19 protein-coding genes are annotated in these 22,017 nt (G+C 42.5%); 13 read left to right on the forward strand and 6 right to left on the reverse strand.

Annotation, left to right across the window (positions count from 1 at the left end):
- The first annotated feature begins 165 nt into the window (after window positions 1-165).
- Window positions 166-1,896 (forward strand): ABC transporter ATP-binding protein, encoded by a 1,731-nt coding sequence (locus tag ACIQXR_RS06860; protein WP_402867498.1) that lies wholly within the window; start codon window positions 166-168, stop codon window positions 1,894-1,896.
- Between the two features lie 87 nt (window positions 1,897-1,983).
- Here the strand turns inward: ACIQXR_RS06860 and ACIQXR_RS06865 are convergent, their stop codons facing one another.
- Complete coding sequence (locus tag ACIQXR_RS06865) at window positions 1,984-2,652, reverse strand: B3/B4 domain-containing protein (protein ID WP_402867499.1); 669 nt, start codon at window positions 2,650-2,652, stop codon at window positions 1,984-1,986.
- Window positions 2,653-2,757: 105 nt separating this feature from the next.
- Here ACIQXR_RS06865 and queG point away from each other — a divergent pair, with 105 nt between their 5' ends.
- The 7 genes from queG (at window position 2,758) to ACIQXR_RS06900 (ending at window position 10,427) form a co-directional block, all read left to right on the forward strand.
- On the forward strand, window positions 2,758-3,897 hold the full coding sequence (gene queG / locus ACIQXR_RS06870; protein WP_402868502.1) for a tRNA epoxyqueuosine(34) reductase QueG: 1,140 nt from the start codon (window positions 2,758-2,760) through the stop codon (window positions 3,895-3,897).
- Window positions 3,898-4,139: 242 nt separating this feature from the next.
- Window positions 4,140-4,997: an amidase domain-containing protein gene (locus ACIQXR_RS06875; RefSeq protein ID WP_402867500.1), complete on the forward strand. Its 858-nt coding sequence runs from the start codon at window positions 4,140-4,142 to the stop codon at window positions 4,995-4,997.
- A 64-nt stretch (window positions 4,998-5,061) separates the two neighbouring features.
- A complete protein-coding gene (trmL, locus tag ACIQXR_RS06880; RefSeq protein WP_402867501.1) occupies window positions 5,062-5,550 on the forward strand; it encodes a tRNA (uridine(34)/cytosine(34)/5-carboxymethylaminomethyluridine(34)-2'-O)-methyltransferase TrmL in 489 nt (162 codons plus the stop codon).
- A 69-nt stretch (window positions 5,551-5,619) separates the two neighbouring features.
- The gene (gene nfsA / locus ACIQXR_RS06885; protein WP_402867502.1) at window positions 5,620-6,369 is read left to right on the forward strand and encodes an oxygen-insensitive NADPH nitroreductase; all 750 of its coding nucleotides are present in this window, start codon (window positions 5,620-5,622) and stop codon (window positions 6,367-6,369) included.
- Between the two features lie 351 nt (window positions 6,370-6,720).
- Window positions 6,721-7,464 (forward strand): hypothetical protein, encoded by a 744-nt coding sequence (locus ACIQXR_RS06890; protein ID WP_402867503.1) that lies wholly within the window; start codon window positions 6,721-6,723, stop codon window positions 7,462-7,464.
- Window positions 7,465-7,933: 469 nt separating this feature from the next.
- Window positions 7,934-9,829, forward strand: coding sequence for a PrkA family serine protein kinase (locus tag ACIQXR_RS06895; RefSeq protein ID WP_402867504.1), 1,896 nt, complete (start codon window positions 7,934-7,936; stop codon window positions 9,827-9,829).
- A 271-nt stretch (window positions 9,830-10,100) separates the two neighbouring features.
- The gene (locus ACIQXR_RS06900) at window positions 10,101-10,427 is read left to right on the forward strand and encodes an SCP2 sterol-binding domain-containing protein (RefSeq protein WP_402867505.1); all 327 of its coding nucleotides are present in this window, start codon (window positions 10,101-10,103) and stop codon (window positions 10,425-10,427) included.
- A 58-nt stretch (window positions 10,428-10,485) separates the two neighbouring features.
- Here the strand turns inward: ACIQXR_RS06900 and ACIQXR_RS06905 are convergent, their stop codons facing one another.
- Window positions 10,486-10,695: a heavy-metal-associated domain-containing protein gene (locus ACIQXR_RS06905; protein ID WP_402867506.1), complete on the reverse strand. Its 210-nt coding sequence runs from the start codon at window positions 10,693-10,695 to the stop codon at window positions 10,486-10,488.
- A gap of 118 nt (window positions 10,696-10,813) precedes the next feature.
- Here ACIQXR_RS06905 and ACIQXR_RS06910 point away from each other — a divergent pair, with 118 nt between their 5' ends.
- Both ACIQXR_RS06910 and yhbH read left to right on the forward strand, forming a co-directional pair.
- Window positions 10,814-10,993, forward strand: coding sequence for a hypothetical protein (locus ACIQXR_RS06910; protein ID WP_402867507.1), 180 nt, complete (start codon window positions 10,814-10,816; stop codon window positions 10,991-10,993).
- Window positions 10,994-11,563: 570 nt separating this feature from the next.
- Window positions 11,564-12,733 (forward strand): sporulation protein YhbH, encoded by a 1,170-nt coding sequence (gene yhbH, locus ACIQXR_RS06915; protein ID WP_402867508.1) that lies wholly within the window; start codon window positions 11,564-11,566, stop codon window positions 12,731-12,733.
- 46 nt (window positions 12,734-12,779) lie between these two features.
- On the opposite strand, the gene ACIQXR_RS06920 is transcribed toward yhbH, so the two are convergent.
- On the reverse strand, window positions 12,780-14,015 hold the full coding sequence (locus ACIQXR_RS06920; RefSeq protein WP_402867509.1) for an ABC transporter permease: 1,236 nt from the start codon (window positions 14,013-14,015) through the stop codon (window positions 12,780-12,782).
- 32 nt (window positions 14,016-14,047) lie between these two features.
- Window positions 14,048-14,521, reverse strand: a complete 474-nt coding sequence (locus tag ACIQXR_RS06925; RefSeq protein ID WP_402867510.1) for a MarR family winged helix-turn-helix transcriptional regulator — start codon at window positions 14,519-14,521, stop codon at window positions 14,048-14,050.
- Window positions 14,522-14,850: 329 nt separating this feature from the next.
- Here ACIQXR_RS06925 and ACIQXR_RS06930 point away from each other — a divergent pair, with 329 nt between their 5' ends.
- From ACIQXR_RS06930 to ACIQXR_RS06940, 3 genes are all read left to right on the forward strand, one after another.
- Window positions 14,851-16,557, forward strand: coding sequence for a methyl-accepting chemotaxis protein (locus tag ACIQXR_RS06930; protein ID WP_403079849.1), 1,707 nt, complete (start codon window positions 14,851-14,853; stop codon window positions 16,555-16,557).
- Between the two features lie 256 nt (window positions 16,558-16,813).
- Window positions 16,814-17,950 carry an HD domain-containing phosphohydrolase gene (locus ACIQXR_RS06935; RefSeq protein WP_403079770.1) on the forward strand — a complete coding sequence of 379 codons (1,137 nt, stop codon included), beginning with the start codon at window positions 16,814-16,816 and terminating at the stop codon, window positions 17,948-17,950.
- Window positions 17,951-18,306: 356 nt separating this feature from the next.
- The gene (locus tag ACIQXR_RS06940; RefSeq protein ID WP_402867513.1) at window positions 18,307-20,187 is read left to right on the forward strand and encodes an adenylate/guanylate cyclase domain-containing protein; all 1,881 of its coding nucleotides are present in this window, start codon (window positions 18,307-18,309) and stop codon (window positions 20,185-20,187) included.
- Between the two features lie 55 nt (window positions 20,188-20,242).
- On the opposite strand, the gene ACIQXR_RS06945 is transcribed toward ACIQXR_RS06940, so the two are convergent.
- Both ACIQXR_RS06945 and ACIQXR_RS06950 read right to left on the reverse strand, forming a co-directional pair.
- Window positions 20,243-20,788, reverse strand: a complete 546-nt coding sequence (locus tag ACIQXR_RS06945; protein ID WP_403079772.1) for an NADPH-dependent FMN reductase — start codon at window positions 20,786-20,788, stop codon at window positions 20,243-20,245.
- A gap of 128 nt (window positions 20,789-20,916) precedes the next feature.
- Window positions 20,917-21,873, reverse strand: coding sequence for a bile acid:sodium symporter family protein (locus tag ACIQXR_RS06950; RefSeq protein WP_402867515.1), 957 nt, complete (start codon window positions 21,871-21,873; stop codon window positions 20,917-20,919).
- Window positions 21,874-22,017 lie beyond the last annotated feature (144 nt).

Here is a 22,017-nt window from a genome sequence, read left to right on the forward strand (position 1 = left end):
TAACGCAGGGTTTCGTTACTTGGAGAACGAAGCTTTGCGTTTTTTATATTTTCGAACAGAAATCCTACTGATTACAGCAGGATTTCTTTTTATTTTATAAATTTGTAAGTATCTGTTCTCTTGCCTATAATTCAGGTAAGCGAAAATGGAGGAATGAGGTTGTACATGGATAAGAAGCTGAATGTGAAATCATTTTTTTCCTTGTTAAGATCGGAAAAACTGCCAATGGGAATGGTGTTATTTGTCGTAGTGTTAAGTTTGGTGGAAACGGTGGCGAGTCTCGTCGTCCCGTTGGTTACGAAGAATCTGGTCGATATGATATCTGGAAGCGGGATCGAGCGAACAACGATATTCCTTTTGCTAGGGGCTTTTATTGTCCAGACCGTTGCGGGAGGTTTTTCCTTCTACTTTCTGAGCTATATCGGTGAAAATGTTGTAGCTGGAATCCGTCGGAAATTATGGGATCATATTTTACAATTGCCCGTATCGTTTTTTGATTCCCGCCAGTCCGGTGAAACGCTTAGCCGGATCACTCAGGATACGAATACGATTAAGACGATCATCACGAATCATTTCGTGACATTCATTTCAGGGATCATATCGATCATCGGGTCGATCATCATCTTATTCCTGTTGGACTGGCGGATGACGGTCATCATGCTCAGCATCGTACCACTATCCATGCTGATCCTGATTCCGCTTGGGCGGAAGATGTATAAAGTCTCTAAGCAGACGCAGGATGAAATGGCCACCTTCAGCGGAAATCTAGGGAGGGTCCTAGGCGAGGTCCGTTTAGTGAAGTCGCATAATGGCGAAGAGTTGGAACGTGAAAAAGGCAATCGTGGCGTTAGGGAGCTCTTTCGTTTTGGATTGAAGGAGGCTAGGATCCAAGCCATCATTTCCCCCTTCATGACGACAATCATGATGGTGATTCTCGTGATCCTTATTGGATATGGGGGAGTTCGGGTGGCTTCTGGTGCACTGACAGCGGGGACACTTGTTGCCATCATTATTTATATGATCCAAATCATCGTGCCCTTTAGTCAGATGGCCTCATTTTTTACGGCATTTCAAAAGGCGATGGGAGCGACGGAACGAATCCAGGGCGTCCTTTCGATACCTGGTGAAACCTATGAAGGGAAGCATGACACATTGGTCACAGCTGATTTGACGTTTAAGGATGTATCATTTTCCTATCAAGCGTCTAAGCCCATTTTGAATGATTTATCGTTTACGGTTCCTGCCAATAAGACGGTCGCCCTGGTGGGACCAAGCGGTGGTGGGAAGACGACGATATTTTCGTTGATTGAACGTTTTTATGAACCCACGAATGGGATGGTCTCGTTGGGAACGGTGCCAATTAAGGATATTGAACTTTCCATATGGCGGTCGCAAATTGGGTATGTGTCACAGGAAAGTCCAATCATGACGGGGACGATAAAAGAAAATATAGCATACGGGCTAGGCCGTCAAGTTGAAATGGATGAAATCATCGACGCAGCAAAGATGGCAAATGCCAACCAGTTTATCGAAAGGCTTCCGGATGGCTTTGATACGGAGGTAGGGGAAAGAGGCGTGAAGTTATCGGGTGGTCAACGGCAGCGGATTGCCATTGCCCGGGCTGTGTTGCGCAATCCGAAAATCCTGCTATTGGACGAAGCGACATCCAATCTCGATAGTGAATCGGAACTTCTTGTTCAGCATGCCATCAAGAACCTGATGGCAGGCAGGACGACCCTGATCATTGCCCATCGGCTGTCGACGGTCATTGATGCGGATCGATTACTGGTTGTGGAAGAAGGGCGGATTACTGGGGCGGGGACACATGAAGAATTGCTTGCAAGTCATGGCTTGTATCGAAAGCTAGCCACGCAGCAATTGCAACTGCAGAATTGAGCACTTCAGGGGAGTAGCCTCCGAATCTGTTAAAAAATACACAAAAAAAACATGAGCCATTATCTCGATATGACTCATGTTTTTGCATTATCCTTCTAGGACGGAAAAAGATCCTTCTCCGCCGTGAATCTCGAGGAACATATCCATCAATGACTTTGTGAGCTGTTCGGCTTCTTTGATGGGTGTCTTTGCTTGTAAATAGATGATCTGGATGGCATGTTTGGTGTCTTCGGTGACCTTCGTCCGTTCCGAATCGACGTAGGGACTCCCGAATGCGCCGTCATCATCAGCTGAAACGATCATGTTTTCCATCGAGTTCACCCGCCCATTCAATCCAGGATATTGGTCCGGACTTCCACCAATTTTAATGGAGAGATCACCTGATAATGCATCTGCATCATAGATGCCAATCGGGACCTCGTATAAAAGCGAGAAGAAGTTATTCAAGTCGATGGCTGAATGGATAGGGGATAAGTAATTCTGCTTTTTGACTCGGCGGTATAGGGCCTCGACGGAAGGGCGATAGCGTGAAGGGTTCGTCCCGGTCATTTTGAAAATCTCCCGCCATTCTTTGATACCCGGAAAATCCGTGAGTTCCTTTTCTTCAAGATCAAAAAATAAAGCTTCTTGAAATAATTGAAGTCTCCCTTTTACCATTTGCGGCGAGGGGCCGACTTCGATGTTTTCGTATGTAATGAAACCAATCTTGAAATCGGGAACTTTGCTTGCGAGATTAGAGGAAATCTTAATTTCCAAGTGATACACCTCCAAAAATGATTGAAATTAGTTTATCATAGATACCAATGGTTTGATATGTTACAAGCATCATTGGGTAGAATGAAGAGAACGAAGGTGATAGAAATGGATATGCATGCACTCAAGCAAGAAATGATTTTATATAGTAAGGAAATAGGCATCGATAAAATCGGTTTTACGTCAGCCACGACGTTCACGGAGTTGAAAAGCAGGCTGATCCGACAGCAGGAGCTGGATTATCAGTCCGGCTTCGAAGAAAAGGATATCGAAAAAAGGGTCAGGCCCGAATTGATCTTCGATAAACCGCAATCGATCATATCAATTGCGCTTGCCTACCCTTCGAAATTGAAGGATGCCCCTCAAAGCAAGAAAGGAGAGCGCCGCGGGATTTTTTGCCGGGCCTCCTGGGGAACGGATTACCATACCGTGCTCCGTAATAAACTGCAGCTACTTGAAGATTTTATAAAAGGGAAAGTCCCTGGAGCCATGGCGAAATCAATGGTGGATACGGGCGAACTTTCGGACCGGGCCGTTGCAGAGCGGGCAGGAATCGGATGGAGCGCCAAAAACAGCATGATCATCACTCCGGAATTTGGTTCGTATGTGTATTTGGGTGACATGATTACCAACTTGCCGTTCGAGCCGGATCAGCCGATGGAGGATCAGTGCGGCACATGCAATAAGTGTGTGGATGTATGCCCAACAGGTGCCCTTGTGCAAGGTGGACAGTTGAATGCCAAACGCTGTATTGCATTTTTGACGCAGACGAAAGATTTCCTTCCAGATGAATTCAGGACGAAAATAGGCAACCGGTTATATGGATGTGATACGTGTCAGACTGTCTGTCCAAAAAATAAAGGGATGGATTTTCATTTTCATGAAGAGATGGAGCCGGATCCCGAGCTTGCCAAACCGCTGCTAAAGCCATTGCTCACCATCTCCAATCGTGATTTTAAAGAGACATACGGACATGTATCTGGATCATGGCGTGGCAAAAAGCCGATTCAGCGGAATGCCATCTTGGCATTGGCTCACTTTAAGGATGAAACCGCTATGCCCGAACTGATCCAAATCATGCAAGAAGACCCGCGCCCCGTTTTGCGTGGCACGGCTGCCTGGGCGATCGGGAAAATCGGTCGGGAACGGTCGACCTCCATTTTGGAAGAAGCCAGGTTGAAGGAAAAAGACGAAGAAGTGCTCGTGGAAATTGAAAAAGGATTACAGTTCACTTACCATAATGAATAAAAAGGAAGGCCCCGAATGCAACCATTCGGGGCCTTTCCATTTTTAGCAGTTTGACCGATAAATAGTGTGATTTGACCGATAAAAGTGGCAAAACGACCGATAAAAAGCCGAATTGACTGATAAAACCACCCCATCGACCGATAATTGCTCCTCAGTTGAACAATGGACCGAATGAAGTTGTGTTTTTAACCAAGCCCTCCTTCATACACATTAGAAGAGGTGCTATGAAGGAGGGCTTGATTTTGAGGGAACAGTTGAAACGGCTTTTACAGGAAAGGGTTGAACTTTACACTTCCAATGAGCATGTACGGGGAGAGGGTAAGATCTATCTGAAAAAGGAAGCACTGAAGAAGCATGATACGGAAATTGTCCGTGTGAATGCTGCTGGAAAGGTTGACTCGGAACGGCAGGAAGGGGATTTGAAAATCCTGACCTATCAAGTGCATCTGCAGTATTTAATGAAGCAGGAGGATGGCTTCTATATAGAAGAGGAGATGGAAGAGAGGGAGGCGCGGTTTCGGGATGAATACTTAATAGAAGAACGGGAGCTTGAACCTGATTTAGAACCTGACGAGGACCCGGAAAATTGGGAAGTGGGTTTGGATCGGCTTTCTTATAAGTATGACCGGATGAAGGCGGTTCAGTATGCGGAGCGATGGTGGAATGAGTTCAATCCACAGTATTATAAATTCACGGATGACTGCACCAACTTTATTTCCCAGTGCTTGCATGCCGGGAACATCCCGATGTGGGGCGAGCCGAACAAGAATAAAGGGTGGTGGATCAGAGGAAAGAATTGGAGCTATACCTGGACGACAGCTCATTCTTTGTATCATCTGCTTAAGGGAGGGAAAGGGATCAGGACAAAAGAAGTGGAGACGGCACAGGAATTGAACCTGGGTGACATCCTGTGCATTGACTTTGAAGGTGACGGGCGGTTCGATCATAACTTGATTGTGACGGCAAAGGACCAAAAAGGCATGCCGCTTGTGAATGCCCATACGATGAATAGTCGCCATCGATATTGGACGTATGAGGATTCGACTCGATATACACCGAACATCGTCTATAAATTTTTCGTGATATTAGATGGAGTGTGATTGTTTTTAGTCTGTTTGTTTAATGCTATAATTAGTTGAAGTTTAAACTAGAGGTGAAAATGAAGTGGCAATACATGTAGTTTTATATCAACCACAGATTCCAGCAAATACAGGAAATATCGCAAGAACATGCGCAGGAACGGATTCACACCTGCACCTTATCCGTCCGCTTGGTTTTTCAACGGATGATAAACAGCTTAAACGGGCTGGGCTCGATTATTGGGAACATGTGAAGATTCATTATTATGATTCATTGGAAGAGTTTTTTGAGAAGAATGCCGGCGGTGCATTTTATTACTTAACCAAATTTGGTGAACAGCCGCATACAACCTTCGATTACAGTGATCAAGAAAGTGAAATTTATTTTATTTTCGGACGCGAAACGACAGGACTGCCAAAAGAGTTGATCAAAGAGAATATGGACAGATGTCTCCGTATTCCAATGACGGATAAAATTCGGTCACTGAACCTTTCCAATACGGCCGCCATCTTGATTTATGAGGCGTTAAGACAACAGGATTACCGTGACTTGGAATTAAAAAGAGAATATTAAGGAGTTATTCGTCAGCGGGGTGGGGATGCTTTGCTGACGAATGCTTATACATAATTAGGGGGGAAAGCAATGAATAACATCATCGAGAAAATTCTGGACCACCGTTCCGTCCGTTCTTTTGAGGACAAGCTATTGTCTGCGAAACAAATTTCCACGATTGTTGAGTGTGCACAGGCTGCATCAACTTCAAGCTATATCCAGGCCTATTCGATCATCGGGGTGACCGACCCGGAAAAGAAAGCCAAGCTTGCTGAATTGGCTGGACCTCAATCATATGTAGAGAATAGTGGACATTTATTCGTGTTTTGTGCCGATTTACATCGTATGGACATAGTAGCCGAGATGGAAAACGAAGATCTTACTGCACCAATTGAAAGTACGGAAAAATTCATGGTGGCCTGCATCGATGCCGCACTCGCTGCTCAAAATGCGGCGCTTGCTGCTGAATCAATGGACCTCGGCATTTGCTATATTGGTGGTATTCGTAATGACCTTCAACAAGTTTCGGAAATCCTGGACATCCCACATCGTGTCGTTCCTCTATTCGGCCTTGTTGTCGGGTATCCTAAAAAACGTTCAGACAAGAAGCCAAGACTTCCTCAAGCCAATGTATATCATGAAAATGGCTATCAAACGGATAAACAGACCTTCATCGGTCAGCTAGAAGTATACAATGATACGATTTCCGACTATTATGAGCAACGGACCAAAGGAAAACGGAAAGAAACCTGGACGCAACAAATGGCTGACATGGCCGGCAAGAAAAGCCGGATGTATATGAAGGACTTTGTGGAAAAACAAGGATTGAAAAAACAATAATTATAGGTGGATGATTCTCTACTTCATGTTCGAGCATCCATTTAAAAGGATTACATCCCATTAATTATATAGAGCTTAAAAATAAGAGCCTGACACTAAGTGTTGGGCTCTTATTTCTTGTATAAATTAAAATAATGCAGATATTCTTTTTCTGATAGGATGTAAAAAAAATTTCCGATGAATTATTTCGAAGGTTCAAGGAGGCATGTCATAAATCAAGTAAAAGGAGATTATCCGCTTTTTAACAAAGTAAATATTAACAAAGGCAATAGTGAGAAAACTTCACAGCCTAATTAAGTATATAATAAACATTTGTACTGATAACTTCATAATAAGAAAGGAAGTAACAATTTGCAGGTATTAGGTGGTATTTTATTTTTTTGTAGCTTCATATCTATCTTTGTATTTATCATTTTAGGTATAGTAGCACTACTCAAAAAGAACGGAAAGGCAAAATCACGTTTTATTGGAGTGGGTGGTTCATTTATTGTAGCCATCATTTCATTTATTATTATAGGAGCAAGCGGGGAATCTGAAGAAACCACAACAGATAAAGAGAAGCCAGCTCAAGAACAGAAAACAGAAAAGGCAGAAACACCTGAAGAGAAAGCAGAGAGAGAGGCCAAGGAGAAGGCCATTGTTGAGGAGAAAGCGAAACAGGCTGCTGAAGAAAAAGCTAAGGATGAAGCAGAGGCTAAGAAGAAGGCTGAAGCTGAGAAGAAAGCTAAAGAAGAAGCTGAAAAGAAAGCTAAAGAAGAAGCGGCTGCTAAAAAAGCAAATGCAAAACCTATTGAATATAATAGGTTGAAGAAAAATCCAGATAAAATGATTGGTGAGTATACGAAATATACTGGTGAGGTTATTCAGATCCAGGAAGAAGAGGACTTTACGGCCATCCGTTTAGCTGTTACAAAAACATCATATGGATATGATCCTAATGACATTATAATGGTCATGTATGCAGGTACGACCGATTATATAGAAGATGATGTTATTACTGTGTACGGAACTATTTCTGGCGAATACAGCTACACTTCCCAAGCCGGTTGGGAAATCTCTATTCCAAGCATGCTTGCTGAAGAGTTTGAAAAGTAAAAGGAAAGTCACTCTTAGTGGAGGCACTTATTTGGTGTCTCTTTTTTATATGCTTTTCTTCCAAAAAAAAGGGGCTTCCCCCACAAGTCATTTTCATGACTTGTGGGATAGCTCCCTTTTTCGTATGCTCTTATTTATTTTTCACACCTGGTTTGTCGGCATATCCACCAGTGAAGATGGCAGCTAAAAACGCAATTGTTACGGCAATGACAATAACTGTTCCCATGATGTAACCTCCCTTTACCCATATTGTCCCACTTAAGTATAGGCTTAGTATACCCCAATTTTTAGTAGATGTGCACGTAAATTTTCTTGCCTCGTGATTTGTCACCAAATATTCAAGACTTTAAAGGAAAACCTTGGATTGGGCAGCCGGACAAGATGAACCTCTTTGGAAAGTCTGACATGTTTGTCAAACTCGGCGCATAGATTTAAGTATTCTCTGAAAGTGATAGGGGGAGGTTCCTAGATGGATATTTTAAAGAAAATCGAAAAATTTAGAGAAGATGAACAGAAGCTGAAGTGGGAAGGCACCTTCGCAGAATACTTAGAGATACTGAAAGAAAAGCCATTAGTTGCACAATCTGCTCATTCGCGTGTATACAACATGATCAGAGATGCTGGGATAGAGGAAGTAGATGGAACGAAGAAGTACAACTTTTTCAGTGGTCAGCTGTTTGGACTTGAGGATTCATTGGAGAGGCTCATCGAGGAGTATTTTCATCCCGCCGCTAAGCGGTTGGATGTCCGAAAGAGGATTTTGCTTTTGATGGGACCGGTATCAGGCGGGAAGTCTACATTGGTTTCACTCCTTAAGAGGGGGCTTGAAAGTTATTCGTTAAATGACTCAGGGGCGATCTATGCGATAAAAGGATGTCCGATGCATGAAGATCCACTGCATCTCATTCCTCAAAACTTGCGGCAGGATTTCTTTGAGGAGTATGGCATCCGGATTGAGGGGAATCTGTCACCGCTGAATGTGATGAGATTGGAACAGGAATATGGCAGCCGGATTGAAGACGTGATGGTTGAGCGTATCTTCCTTTCAGAAGACAAACGTGTGGGGATTGGTACATTCAGTCCGTCCGACCCTAAATCACAGGATATTGCCGACTTGACCGGAAGCATCGACTTTTCGACGATCGCCGAATTTGGATCTGAATCAGATCCGCGAGCCTATCGCTTTGATGGTGAGCTCAATAAGGCAAATCGCGGAATGATGGAGTTCCAGGAAATGCTGAAATGTGATGAGAAGTTTTTATGGCATTTGCTCTCACTGACCCAGGAGGGGAATTTCAAAGCAGGAAGGTTCGCATTAATCAGTGCAGATGAACTGATCGTTGCCCATACGAATGAAACGGAGTACAAGGCATTCATATCCAACAAAAAAAATGAAGCCCTACATTCCCGGATTATCGTCATGCCGATCCCGTATAACTTAAAGGTGAGCGAAGAAGAGAAGATTTATGAAAAAATGATCCATGAAAGCGATGTTTCCGATGTCCACATTGCTCCGCATACCTTGCGGGTGGCAGCCATTTTCAGTATCATGACCCGTTTAAAGGATCCGAAAAAAGGTGATATCGATTTATTGAAAAAGATGAGACTGTACGATGGGGAAAATGTTGAAGGATTCAACTCCGCGGACATCAATGAGCTGAAGAAGGAATACCAAGATGAAGGCATGAGCGGGATAGATCCACGGTATGTCATTAACCGGATATCCTCCACTATCATTCGGAAGGAAAACCCGTCTATCAACGCACTTGACGTATTGATGTCGTTGAAGGCAGGCCTTGACCAGCATCCGTCGATAACGAACGAGCTAAGGGAACGATATTTGAACTTCATTTCGCTTGCACGTAAGGAATATGATTCGATTGCCAAAAATGAAGTGCAAAAAGCGTTTGTGTATTCCTATGAAGAGTCGGCGAAGATCCTTATGGACAATTACCTAGATAACGTCGAAGCATACTGCAATAAATCAAGACTGCGCGATCCACTGACTGGGGAGGAAATCAATCCAGACGAGAAATTGATGCGCTCGATTGAAGAACAAATCGGCATTTCTGAAAATGCCAAAAAAGCCTTCCGTGAAGAAATCCTGATCCGTATCTCGGCCTATGCAAGGAAAGGAAAACGATTTGATTATAATTCCCATGACCGCCTACGTGAAGCCATTCAGAAAAAGCTGTTTGCTGATTTGAAGGATGTTGTCAAAATCACGACTTCAACCAAGACACCGGATGAAAGACAACTGAAGAAAGTGAATGAAGTCATCAAGAGACTTATTGACGAACATGGGTATAACTCGACTTCCGCCAATGACTTACTTCGCTACGTAGGAAGCTTGTTAAACCGCTAAAAACAAGAACACCCCTGCCTTAAAAGGTGGGGGTATTTATTGAAAGAAAATATTGTAAATAATACCAATTCGTGATATCTTTTAGCTGAAGCAGTTATTCTCCGATGTTAATAATACAACCTATTAAAATCCTCTGAAATACTTCGCGCTTCGGATATTTTCACATGATCGTCCAACATGTACATGAAGAAACGTTGTCGTTGTCATGGATCAGTAAGGTTTTTTCTGTTTTGTAAGCGTAATCATAAAAAGGTTGATGGAGGGATTTCAAATGAGTGTAATCGCTGAATTGAATGAATTGGCTGGTAAAATCAACAGTAATCCGGAGCATATCCAAAACGAGGAAAATCGTGTGTATCAATTCAACATTGAAGAGATTGGACCGGTTCAGCTGTTGATTAATAATGGACAAGTTGAAGTGATCGAAGGTACGACAAATGATCCAGAAGTGACATTGAAATTATCAGAGAAGAATTTCTCCAAGTTATTAAAGGACGATTTAAATACAACGGTCGCTTTCATGACAGGTGGCCTAAAGGTAGATGGAAACATCGCTTTGGCATTGAAACTGCAGGAAATTGTAAAACGTTATAAATGAAAATACCGAACTCTGCCGTTCTTGGGAGAGTTCGGTATTTTTTGTGTTGTGGGTTCTTTTATTCAGTGACATTTAATCCGTATTGTTCGATGAGTGTGACGAGCTGGCTTGGTGATAATTTGTCTTCGCTGTATTCGATTTTGATTTCGCCGTCATCCACATCGATGATGGCACGCTCGACGCCTTCCGTACTCAATAGGATGGACTCTAGATTTAAAATCGGGCCCTCGGTTGTCGCTTCCCTCACATAGAGTGTAGTGGTTTCCATGCTCCATTCACCTCCTGGATTTTTTCCATATAGATTATCTATACCCTTTACCCGTTGGACATATGTACGGTTTGGAAATTGGAAATATAGGGTATCAATAAGGTAGAGGTGATATAAAATGAGTAAAGAAGAAGTGAAAAGAGAACATGTTCCAGAGAACAGTTCGATGGCGAAAGACTTAGACGAGATGAAAGAACTTGGGAAGCAAATGGAACGGCAGAGAACGAACGAAGAACTGAAGGAATGGGATAAACGACCAGGTACCGTCCAACATGAAGTCGAGGAAAAAAAAGAGTGAAAAGGCGTGCCATTGAAATCGTTCCATCCATGTAAAAAAGGGTATCCAAGGAAATCACAGGGATGCCCTTTTACTTGTGTCAATGCCTATTGAAAAACCGCATTGATCGAGATGGGAGACCGACATCCCCTGCTCCTACAACTCCTTCTTTTAAAGATTCCTACAAATCTTAAAAACCCCGTATTATTTTATTCCCATTGAAACAAACGACTCCGCTCGATTAAATCATCTCATTAACATTGGTCACTCACTGAGGATATTCCACGCAGTGAGTTTCTTGATGTTCAGGTTATCCTTCACTGTCGGCCTGGGCCAGCCGCAAAGCATGTCCAATTTCTTTTATCGCGTAGGAACCCGTCTTATTTTTTGGGCAAAACAACCATTAATGAATTTTTGTGTAAATTATCCTTCGCCGCTGCATAGGATAGAGTAATACTTTTATTTTTATCCGATTTTTCTCGAATTGTATATTTGAATAGCTAAACCTGTGTTGCTGTGGGCTTTCTCACACTAATTTATTATATGAAGGAATGATGAAAAGCGTGCAAACATTTTTAAGGGGGGAAGAGAATGTCAGAAGAGAATAATAAACAATACGTGATCTCAGAGGAAAACTGGTCCCTCCATCGGAAAGGCTATGATGATCAACAACGCCATCAGGAAAAGGTGCAAGAGGCTATCAAGAATAATCTGCCTGATTTGATTTCTGAAGAAAGCATCGTGATGTCCAATGGTAAGGATGTTATCAAAATCCCGATTCGCTCCTTGGATGAATATAAAATCCGCTATAACTATGATAAAAACAAACATGTCGGTCAAGGGGACGGGGATAGTAAAGTCGGGGATGTCATTGCAAGAGATGGATCGCCATCGAATGCCGGTTCCGGAAAAGGGCAAGGTGCTGGGGACAAGGCGGGCGAGGATTATTATGAAGCCGAAGTGTCGATGATGGAGTTGGAGGAAGCATTGTTTAGCCAATTGGAGCTGCCGAACCTTCAGAAAAAGGAACATGCGGAGCATACGCTTGAGCATATTGAATTCAATGATATCCGGAAAACCGGCTTGATGGGGAATATCGACAAAAAGAAAACGATGATATCGGCCTTCAAAAGGAATGCCTTAAGCGGCGATCCAGGCTTTCATCCCATTTATAAGGAAGACTTCAAATTCAAGACATGGAATGAGGTCGAAAAGCCGGATTCCAAAGCAGTCGTGCTGGCGATGATGGATACATCAGGAAGCATGGGTCTGTGGGAAAAATATATGGCAAGGAGCTTTTTCTTTTGGATGAACCGCTTTTTACGGACAAAATATGAAACCGTCGAGATAGAATTCATTGCCCATCACACTGAAGCGAAAGTTGTGCCTGAGGAGGATTTCTTTTCAAAAGGGGAAAGCGGTGGAACGATTTGTTCATCCGTCTACCGTAAAGCATTAGAACTTATCGATCATAAATATGACCCTGTGAAATTCAATATCTACCCGTTCCATTTTTCCGATGGTGACAACCTCACATCCGATAATGCCAGGTGCGTCAAGCTCGTGGAAGAACTCATGAAGGTCTCCAATATGTTCGGTTACGGCGAAGTCAACCAGTATAACCGCCATTCCACCCTCATGACTGCCTATAAGAACATTGACAATGAAAAATTCAGGCATTATATCCTTAAGCAAAAGGCCGATGTATTCCATGCGATGAAGAGCTTTTTCAAGGAAGAAGAAAGTAAGAAATACGCATAAAACAAAGAAAAAGAAGCCTGTGATGGCTTCTTTTTCTTTGTTGGCTTTAGGCCTCTACGAGAGAGGGTTCCAGTTTAGCTTTTGAAGAATCTTTCTTATGGGTGGTAAGTGTTACAACTAAACAAATGCCTAGGAATACAACAAACAAGCTGGAGATGACCCATAATGCCGTACCAAGGCTGGCTTGCATATTACCACCATAGTAAAGCAACGACCTCATTCCATCGACCATGTACCTTGTTGGAAGGAAGATGCTTGCGATACGGTGGAAATCCGGTAGGTTTGCGATAGGAACCGCCCCACCACTGCCGAAAATACCCATGATGTTGAGCGGGAACATTATAAGCATTCCCCATTTGCCGAAGAATAGGCTGATTACTTTAAACATGAGGAACATCGTCATACTGCTTAACAAGGTAAACCAGAATATTGGCCATATGCCAATGGAATGCACACTCCCGAAAAATCCGAACACCGCGAGTTGAAGCATGGCTGAAACCAGTAGTGTTACGATTAAACCGAAGAGCAATTCTGTAATGAGAATCTTTGTGTTGCTGATCGTGTGTCCCTTTGAGTTAAGAGTTTCACTGATTTTATTAATATAGCCATTTATCATTTGTACACCCAGCAGTCCTGTTATTGATGTAATCAGCACAATCATGAAGGGGGTCATCCCTTTATTTAAATTGGCTGGCAATCCAAGGACATTGGTTGATGTATAGTGGATGGGTTGATCTAATACAGAAGTTGAAAGTGGAGATACTTGCATATTTTTTGAAACCAATGCGGATTTAATTTGGCCGCTTAGGCCATCGGATGCTGATGATGCCATCGTTTGTAGCACATTAGAAGCAACTGCAGTAGCCATCTGACCACCAGCTTCATTGATCAAGATTTCCACTTCGGCCGCTTTTCCATCCGTCTCCCCTGAAATGAAGCCACCCTTCAATTCGTTAATGGAAGCTGAGAAGTTTTCAGGTATAACGATGGCTCCATAAGCATTATCATCCTTAATTTGATCGATTGCTTTTTCTTTGCTTGTCACCACAGACCATTGTAAGGAATGCCCGTCTACTTCTTTGGAAAGGTTACTTAGCAGACTTTTACCGAATTCTGAAGAGGTGAACTGTTCATCTTCATTCACGATGATTAACGGAAAGTTGGACAATTTTGGATCGGCTCCACTGAATACGGGCAAATAGATGCAAATCATGCTTAGCATTAGCAAGGGTACCGCCCAGATGGGAAACCAGGTCATTTTAATTTTTAATAATTTCTTCAAATCAATCATTCTCCTCAAACTAGTGAAACGGGTCAGTCATCAAGTCGGTCATTTGATTCTGCCTTTGAAAATACCTTTTTATTCATGATTTTTACCATTAAGTACAGCACTTCCCTGTCTTCCTGATCCATTTCCTCAAATATCTTAGAAGCATGGGAGTTATCTACAGAGTAAGAAACGACGCTATATCCAGCATCCGTTAATTGGATGAGTTGACTCCTTTTATCCAAAGGGTTTTCCACCCGTATAACCAATTCTTTTTTCTCAAGAGAATCGACTAAATAAGTGATCGATGCTGCTTTTAAGTTTAAATGCTGTGCCAATTGAATCGATAAGCAAGCGTTCTTCCGTTCGATATAGCTTAATATGGAATATTGATTGAGCGTCAACTCTTGTTTCCTCAAATGGCTGGCGAATGCCTTTAACCGATTATTTGCCATTTTCTTGGCCAAATCATTATAAACACTTATTAACATGTCGACTGTAATCCCTTTATTCTCCTCCAAAAAAACACAACTCCTTAAAAGCGATAAAGTCAATAATACTTTAAATATTCTAAGTTGTAAAGGAGTTAAATCCGCTTATAATAAGGAAAATATTATAAAGTGCTTTGAATCATCAAAGTTTATTGTGTGAGCGTTCACAAACTCTCCTAAGAAATGATGGGTAATGGTCTTTTCCTAGGAGCAGTTATAAATAAAATTATAATGTGAGTGTGCTGGTTGCATTAACTAATTTCTTGAAGTGCCGATATAAGAAGAGAATGAAGGACTTTATACCTAAAAGGGAAGAGTTTTAAGAATAAAAATAGTATACGGAGGGAAATAAAGTGAAGATGTATAGGAACTTGAAGATAAAAGTAAAATTGATTGTGGCATTTTTGTTAATGAGCATGATTCTAGGAGCTGTCGGAATATACGGATTAACGAATCTAAGTCATTCTAACGATGATCTTGAATCCATGTATCATGACCAGCTTGTGCCCCAGCAATATCTTAATGAAATTGAGGTTGCGTATCAAGATATTCGAATCGGTGTCCGTAATTTGGCATTTGTCGCAAAAACGCCTGCAGAAAAAGAAGCGGGTGAGCAGGTAATCCTTGAAAAGATGGACGAAATTGATGCATTAACGAAGAAATTTGAAAGCAGTAATATGAATGCTTCTGAAAGAAGCCTTGTTGAAGAATACAAGATAGCCCTGGCGGATTTTTATGTCCTGACGGAAAAGAATATGGCATTAGGGAAGGCGAATGATATAGAAGGATTCCTCCGAACATTAAAAGAAAACAAAGGGAAGGGCGACCAATTGGAAATAAAGATTGAGGAGCTAAATATCATGACGGATGAATTGGCCCGTGATGCTTATAAAAGCGCCAATGATTCCTTCACCCATACTAAGAGCACAACATATATCCTTATCATTTTTTCAGTATTGCTTAGTATTGCTTTAGGCTATTTTATTTCTCAGGTGATATCGAAACCGTTGAATAAGGTCATGCAATTGGTCGTGGATATCTCAAAAGGAGATTTAACCCAAACATCGGATATTGATACGAAAGATGAAGTGGGGGTTCTTGCCAAATCGATGAATGAAATGGTAAGCAATCTTAGAAATATGATGAAGGGGGCATTCCAAACATCCGATCAGGTGGCTGCCTCGTCAGAAGAGCTGACAGCAAGTGCTGAACAAACAAGTAAGGCAACGGCGGATATCTCCAGTGCCATCCAAATGATAGCGGATGGAGCCGGCAGCTCTGCAGCAAGCCTTGAGGAGAGTTCGACGGAGTTAGGGGAAGTATCGCTTTCCATTCATCATATGGCAGAAAGTTCCCATGCCATTGCGAAGTCTGGATTACATGTCGCTGAGCAGGCGAAATTGGGTGGCGAATTCGTTGATAAAACGGCGCTACAGATTCAGACGATTTCCCAATCAGTTGATAAAAGTGGAGAAGCGATTCAATCACTGGATAAAAGGTCTCAGGAAATAGGCGAAATAACAAAAGCGATTACAGAGATAGCGAATCAGACGAACCTGTTAGCATTGAATGCGGCCATCGAAGCAGCTAGGGCAGGAGAACATGGGAAAGGGTTTGCCGTGGTCGCTGATGAGGTCCGTAAGCTGGCTGAACAGTCTCAGCACTCTTCGACTCAAATCGCTGAACTTATTAAAGAAATTCAAGAAGACATGATGAAATCCAATCAATCCATCAACCAAGTCAAATTGGACGTGAAAGAGGGGCTTGGTATCGTCTCGAAAACAGAGGAAAGTTTCAAAGTCATCTTGGGTTCGATTAGGGATTCGAGTGATCAAATCGAAGAAATGGTCGCAACTTCCGAGCAAATGTCAGATAGCGCTCAAGAGGTTTTAACAAATTTAACGAGCATCACGACCATTGCAAGAAATGCAACAGGTCATAGTCAAAACGTTGCAGCTGCCACGGAAGAACAATTGGCATCCATGGAAGAAATAGCTTCTGCCTCCAATAATCTTTCGAGGATGGCCAGTGATTTACAGGAACTATTAGGAACGTTCAAACTATAAAAACGTCCAGCTCCGCCATCCCTACACTTCATAGGGATGGCATTTCTATTAGCGGTTTGTTTTCAAGTACGAAGCTCGGCAGGGAATAGATAAATAAAAACAATAAACAGCCGATATCATGGAATAAATTGATAATGAATGGACGTTGGGAGGAAGAATGTCATCGAGAAAATCAGGGGAAGAATCATAGATATAGAGGTGAAATCCACTCTTTTAATATATGTAATGAAAATTCGGCCAGATGAAAGGATCAAAAATGAGTGAAGAAACTAGGTATATGGAAAATGAATTATTAAATCTTTTAGATGCTTTCAAGGAGTTGAATTCAGATTTAGATGTGAAGGTTGTCTTTCAGAATATCATTCTCCAGATGGCCAAGCTTTTGGATGCAGAAGCAGGTACGTTATGGGTGACAGATCCCGATCGTGATGTGATAAAAGCCACTGCCGTATATGGGCCGACTTCCTCTAACATTCTCAAAGTAGAATTGAAAATGGATGAGGGAATCGTCGGAAAAGTGATTTGTTCAGGAAAACTACAGTTGATTTCTGATGTATCAACAGATCCGGCTTGGGCACCGAGAGTGGACAAGGATAGCGGTTTTACCACCAAGTCCATGCTTACGGTTCCGTTAATTGCAAAAGGGAAAGCGATTGGTGCCATGCAGCTTCTTAATAAAAAGAACGGCCAAAATTTCACTAGGAAAGATGCCCAAATGGCCCTCGTCTTAGCCAACCAGTCAGCATTGGCACTGTACAATAGCCAAATGTTCGAGGAAATTCAAAATATTAATCTAAGCATGATCCGCACGCTTGCCAAAACCCTGGATAAGAGAGACCCATATACTGCCGGTCACTCGGAAAGGGTGGCCACTTATTCTAAATGGATGGCTCTAAAAATCGGCTTGGATACCAAAACATGTGAGGAATTGTATAAAGCGGCCTTGCTTCATGACATTGGGAAAATCGGTATCCCCGATGAAATTCTACGAAAGCCTACTAAACTTTCGAATGAAGAATACGAGATCATAAAAAAGCATCCTGAAATCGGCGCGGATATTTTGTCGACCATGGAGCCAAAAAGAACAATCATGAATGCGGTGGAAACGGCAAGATACCATCATGAAAGGCTGAATGGAAGTGGATACCCTGATCAATTGGCAGGAAAGGAAATCCCTCTCTTTGCGAAAATCGTCGGAATTGCCGATACATTCGATGCGATGACGACGGATCGACCATATAACAAGGGACTTAGTTACCATGAAGCGGCAAAAGAGCTGATGACATGCAAGGATACACATTTCGATGAAGCATTGGTTATTGCTTTTCTGACCGCCTTGGAAGAGCGGAAATACATAACGATAGAAGAGGGACATGCATTGGAGGGAAGGTAAATGAATCCATTTGATTTCATGCTGATTGGGCATTTCGTGGGGGGACTTTCTGTTTCAGACCCGGTGGATGGCTAGCAACAAAGCCACAAAGTGGATTCCTCTATTCACGCATGTGACTGTCTTACTTCATCGTTTTTTTATTCGGTCTATTGGCAGGAGGAATCTTACTTTGGGGGCTCACAGTCATCTATTTCGGACATATCGTATTGGATCGGCAAACCTTCGTCTCTTTCTGGGGGAGGAATATCCAAATGGCCGATGAAGATCCAGGGTTGGTTATCGATCATGGTCGATGAAATCTTCCATATCATTCTACTGGCCATAGCGATTTATCTTTCATAAAGGGGGAACAGGGAATGGAACGTTTTATAAGAAAATATAGCATCGAAAAAGATTTTCCTTTATCTAGGTCCTTCGTTTGGAAGGTGTTGGGGGACAATGATCGCTTAAACCGGTTCATTGGTTTATTCCCTGTCGAATTCGGTAAAGTGGAAAACAAGCAAGGTGGGATTTTTTATCGAGATGCAATAGCAAAGGTAGCTGGATTCGTCGATATCTTGTGGAAGGAATATCCCTTTCAGTGGGTGAAAAATGAACAATATACCTTTGAACGCATATACGAAAAAGGTCCTTTTACTAAGTTGGTAACCACTTTTGAATTTTTGGAATCAACGATATACGAAAATGGATGCAAGGTCTCAATCAAGAGTGAATTTACTCCTCGTAATCTATTGGGTTTGGCGGCGATCCCCCTCATAGGAATCAAATCAATGAAAAACACGATCCGGTATGTGGACGAGCAGATGCTAGTGGCCAACGGTACCATTGAAAAAATCCACTATCAGAAAAAATCAGTAGGACAAGTAAATCTTGAGGAATTGAATCGCTTAGAAACGCTGCTTGATGAAGCACCTGTTAACCCGGATTATAGGATAAAGTTGCATGGATTATTGAGGGATGGCGAAAGCAATGATGTAGTCAAGATGAATCCTTATAAAGTTGCAAGCGAATGGGGAGCGGAGCCACTAGAGGTCTTGCGTCTTTTTCTCTACGCAACAAAAGCGGGCCTCTTAAATTTAAGCTGGAACCTGATTTGCCCGAATTGCCGTGTCTCCAAGGTGGAATATACGACTTTATCAAAGCTGAAAGGTCAATTTCATTGTGATTTATGCGGAATTGACTATAACGCGGACTTCGGTAAATATGTGGAACTGAATTTTTCCGTGCATCCATCCATAAGGAAAGCATATGACCTGGTTTTTTGTGTAGGCGGGCCGATGATCACCCCGCATGTACACATGCAAAGGGTAATACAAAAGGGGGATTCCTTTGCCTTCCCTCTTCCCGATGGTTTTGTGAAAATGAGGATACGCGTGTTGCAGGCGAATCATATTGTTACATTCGATGAATGGCCGGAAGATGAAAATATTAAGGGGATGGCCTATACATATGAGGACAACGGTTGGCATAGAAGCGGAGAACAATATAATCTAAAGAACGATGAAATGATGATATCCAATGAAAGTTCGTCGGATATCGTCGTTGTCATGGAAAAAGCCGAATGGAACCAAGAAGTCGTAACAGCTGCTTGGGTCACCTCTTTGCAGGAATTCCGGGACCTGTTTTCGTCTGAAGTATTATCCCCCGGGCAGCAGGTTGGCATCGAGAGCGTGACCATTTTATTTAGCGACCTTCAAGGATCGACATCCTTATACGAAAGCATAGGGGATGCAGACGCCTACGGGCAGGTTCGCAGGCATTTCGAATTTCTGAGCCATTGGATTTCAAAGAATTCCGGGGGTGTCGTCAAGACAATCGGAGATGCCGTGATGGCGGTATTTCATCTGCCGGAGGATGCCCTGAAAGCCGCCATTCAAATACAAGAACATGTGTCAGAGTTCAATGCCACGGTAGGTGATCCCATTGTCTTGAAACTAGGTTTATATAGTGGCCCAGCGATTGCCGTGAATTCGAATGATCGATTGGATTACTTTGGAAGGACTGTGAATATGGCTGCACGCGTACAAGGTCAAAGCGCCGGTCATGATTTAGTGCTTAGTGAGGATGCCCTTCAAAATGAAAAAATGCAAGCAATCATCATGGGGCTCGAAAGGTTTGAGATAATTCCATTCAAGGCTTCTCTAAAAGGAATCAATGATGATGTGGCGTTAATTCAGCTAAAAAAAAGAGTACCAGGCTCCCTTATCGTACAGAATGAAGAAGTGAGTGATATATAACAAATACAAAAAAATCCCAGTAAAATGAAGACTACTGGGATTTTCAGGCTGAGTATTACCGATTATGATGGTTAAACCAAGTAATGAAATTTTCGACGACCATATCCAAAAACTGTACAGTCGGTTCATGGGTCAGGTTGCCTTCTTGATCGACTTTTTCATGCACGGCCCCTACATGCACTTCATTTCCAGGAAGAAGCGGAGACGAGACGCCTGCGGCAAATAAGATATCCCGTAAATGCAATTGGGCCTTAACCGTCCCCAAATTCCCCATGGAAGCCCCGACGATCCACGATGGTTTACCAATCAAGACTTTATCCACACGAGACATCCAATCAATCGCATTGACTAACACGCCTGGCACTGTCCCGTTGTATTCAGGGGTCACCCACAAGACCGCATCCGCATGGGCCACTTTGTTTTTAAACTCTTTCACAACGACTGGCGGGTCGTTTTCGATATCCTGGTCGAAAAATGGTAGATCCCGAATGTTCAAGATTTCAAGTTCGAATTTATCTTGATACCGCTTTTGAATGTATTTAGCGAGTTTCAGGTTATAAGATTCCTTTCGAATGCTTCCAACGATGGCAACAACTTTCATCATAAAACCTCCTATTATTTATTTGCACGAGCTGATTCTTCATTAATAGTATAATTGTTATTTTATTGAAAGGGAAAAGAGACGCTCATATGCTTTGCTCGAATGTCTCCATTCAAGAGATAAAAAATCTATGCCTCGTTTACCCTTCGATGGTAATACTTATCAAGGAAATAGCCGAAAACGGATGCAAGCATTTGTTGAAAGAGCATCCCGAGAATCACGGGCACGGCAACGGCTGCAGGGAAATAGGTGGTGGCAAGGACTGCACCGGCACTGATATTGCGCATCCCCCCGGTAAAGGTCAAGGTAATGACGTCTTCTTTTTCCCAGTGTAGTAGTTTACCAATCCACCAGGAAAATGCATAGCCTGAAGCGGCGATGAAGAGTACCAAGAGTGCCATGACCAGTAGTTTCTCGTTGAAATGGGTCAGGTAGGGTGCGATTTTTGAACTGTTCAAGATTACGACAATCCCTACGCTTAGTTTGGAAAAAGGAGCCAGACGGGGGGCAAGCCCCTCTTTTATTTTCCCTTTTGTGGCCTGGTTCAAGAACATCGCAAGCATCGAAGGTATAACGATCATCCCGATCAGGCCTTTCACCATGGGCCATATCTCCATTTCAATCGTGCCTCCCCCAAAAAGTGAAACGCTATAAGGCACAATGAAGGGGGAAAGAAGGGTGTCGATAAGGATAATCGTCAAAGCAAGCGCGGCATTCCCTTTATAAATGGTGATCCAGATGATGCTGGTGACTCCGGTTGGAATGACGACACCAAGGACCAATCCGGTAATCGTGAAAGCGTCCCCTTGAAACACCAGGTGCCCGAGGGCCCAGGCCCAAATCGGCATGAGGATATGCAGGATCATTAATACTATGAAAATGGGTAAAGGATGATAGATTGCTCGTTTCAAGGATTTGAAATTGGAGCCTAGGCTACCTGTAAAGGTAATGAAAGCAAAAATCCATGGAACCAAAAATGTATAATCGGTTAGCCGTTCGGCCAACAAGACACCGATGACAACGCTTATCGGTGTGATGAATGGCATGGCTCTATTTAAATATGTATTGATTGACTGCAGCGACATCCATCCACTTCCTACCGTTTAATTTCTTCGTTTTTAAGTGTACCATATTCCAAACAATGAATATCGGAACAAAAATCCTTAGCTTATCACACTTGGTATATACAAAAATAAACCAGTTTAGTAAAATATTTTTAATGACTAATA

The sequence above is a fragment of the Peribacillus sp. NPDC097224 genome, from assembly GCF_044761985.1.
GTDB lineage: Bacteria > Bacillota > Bacilli > Bacillales > DSM-1321 > Peribacillus.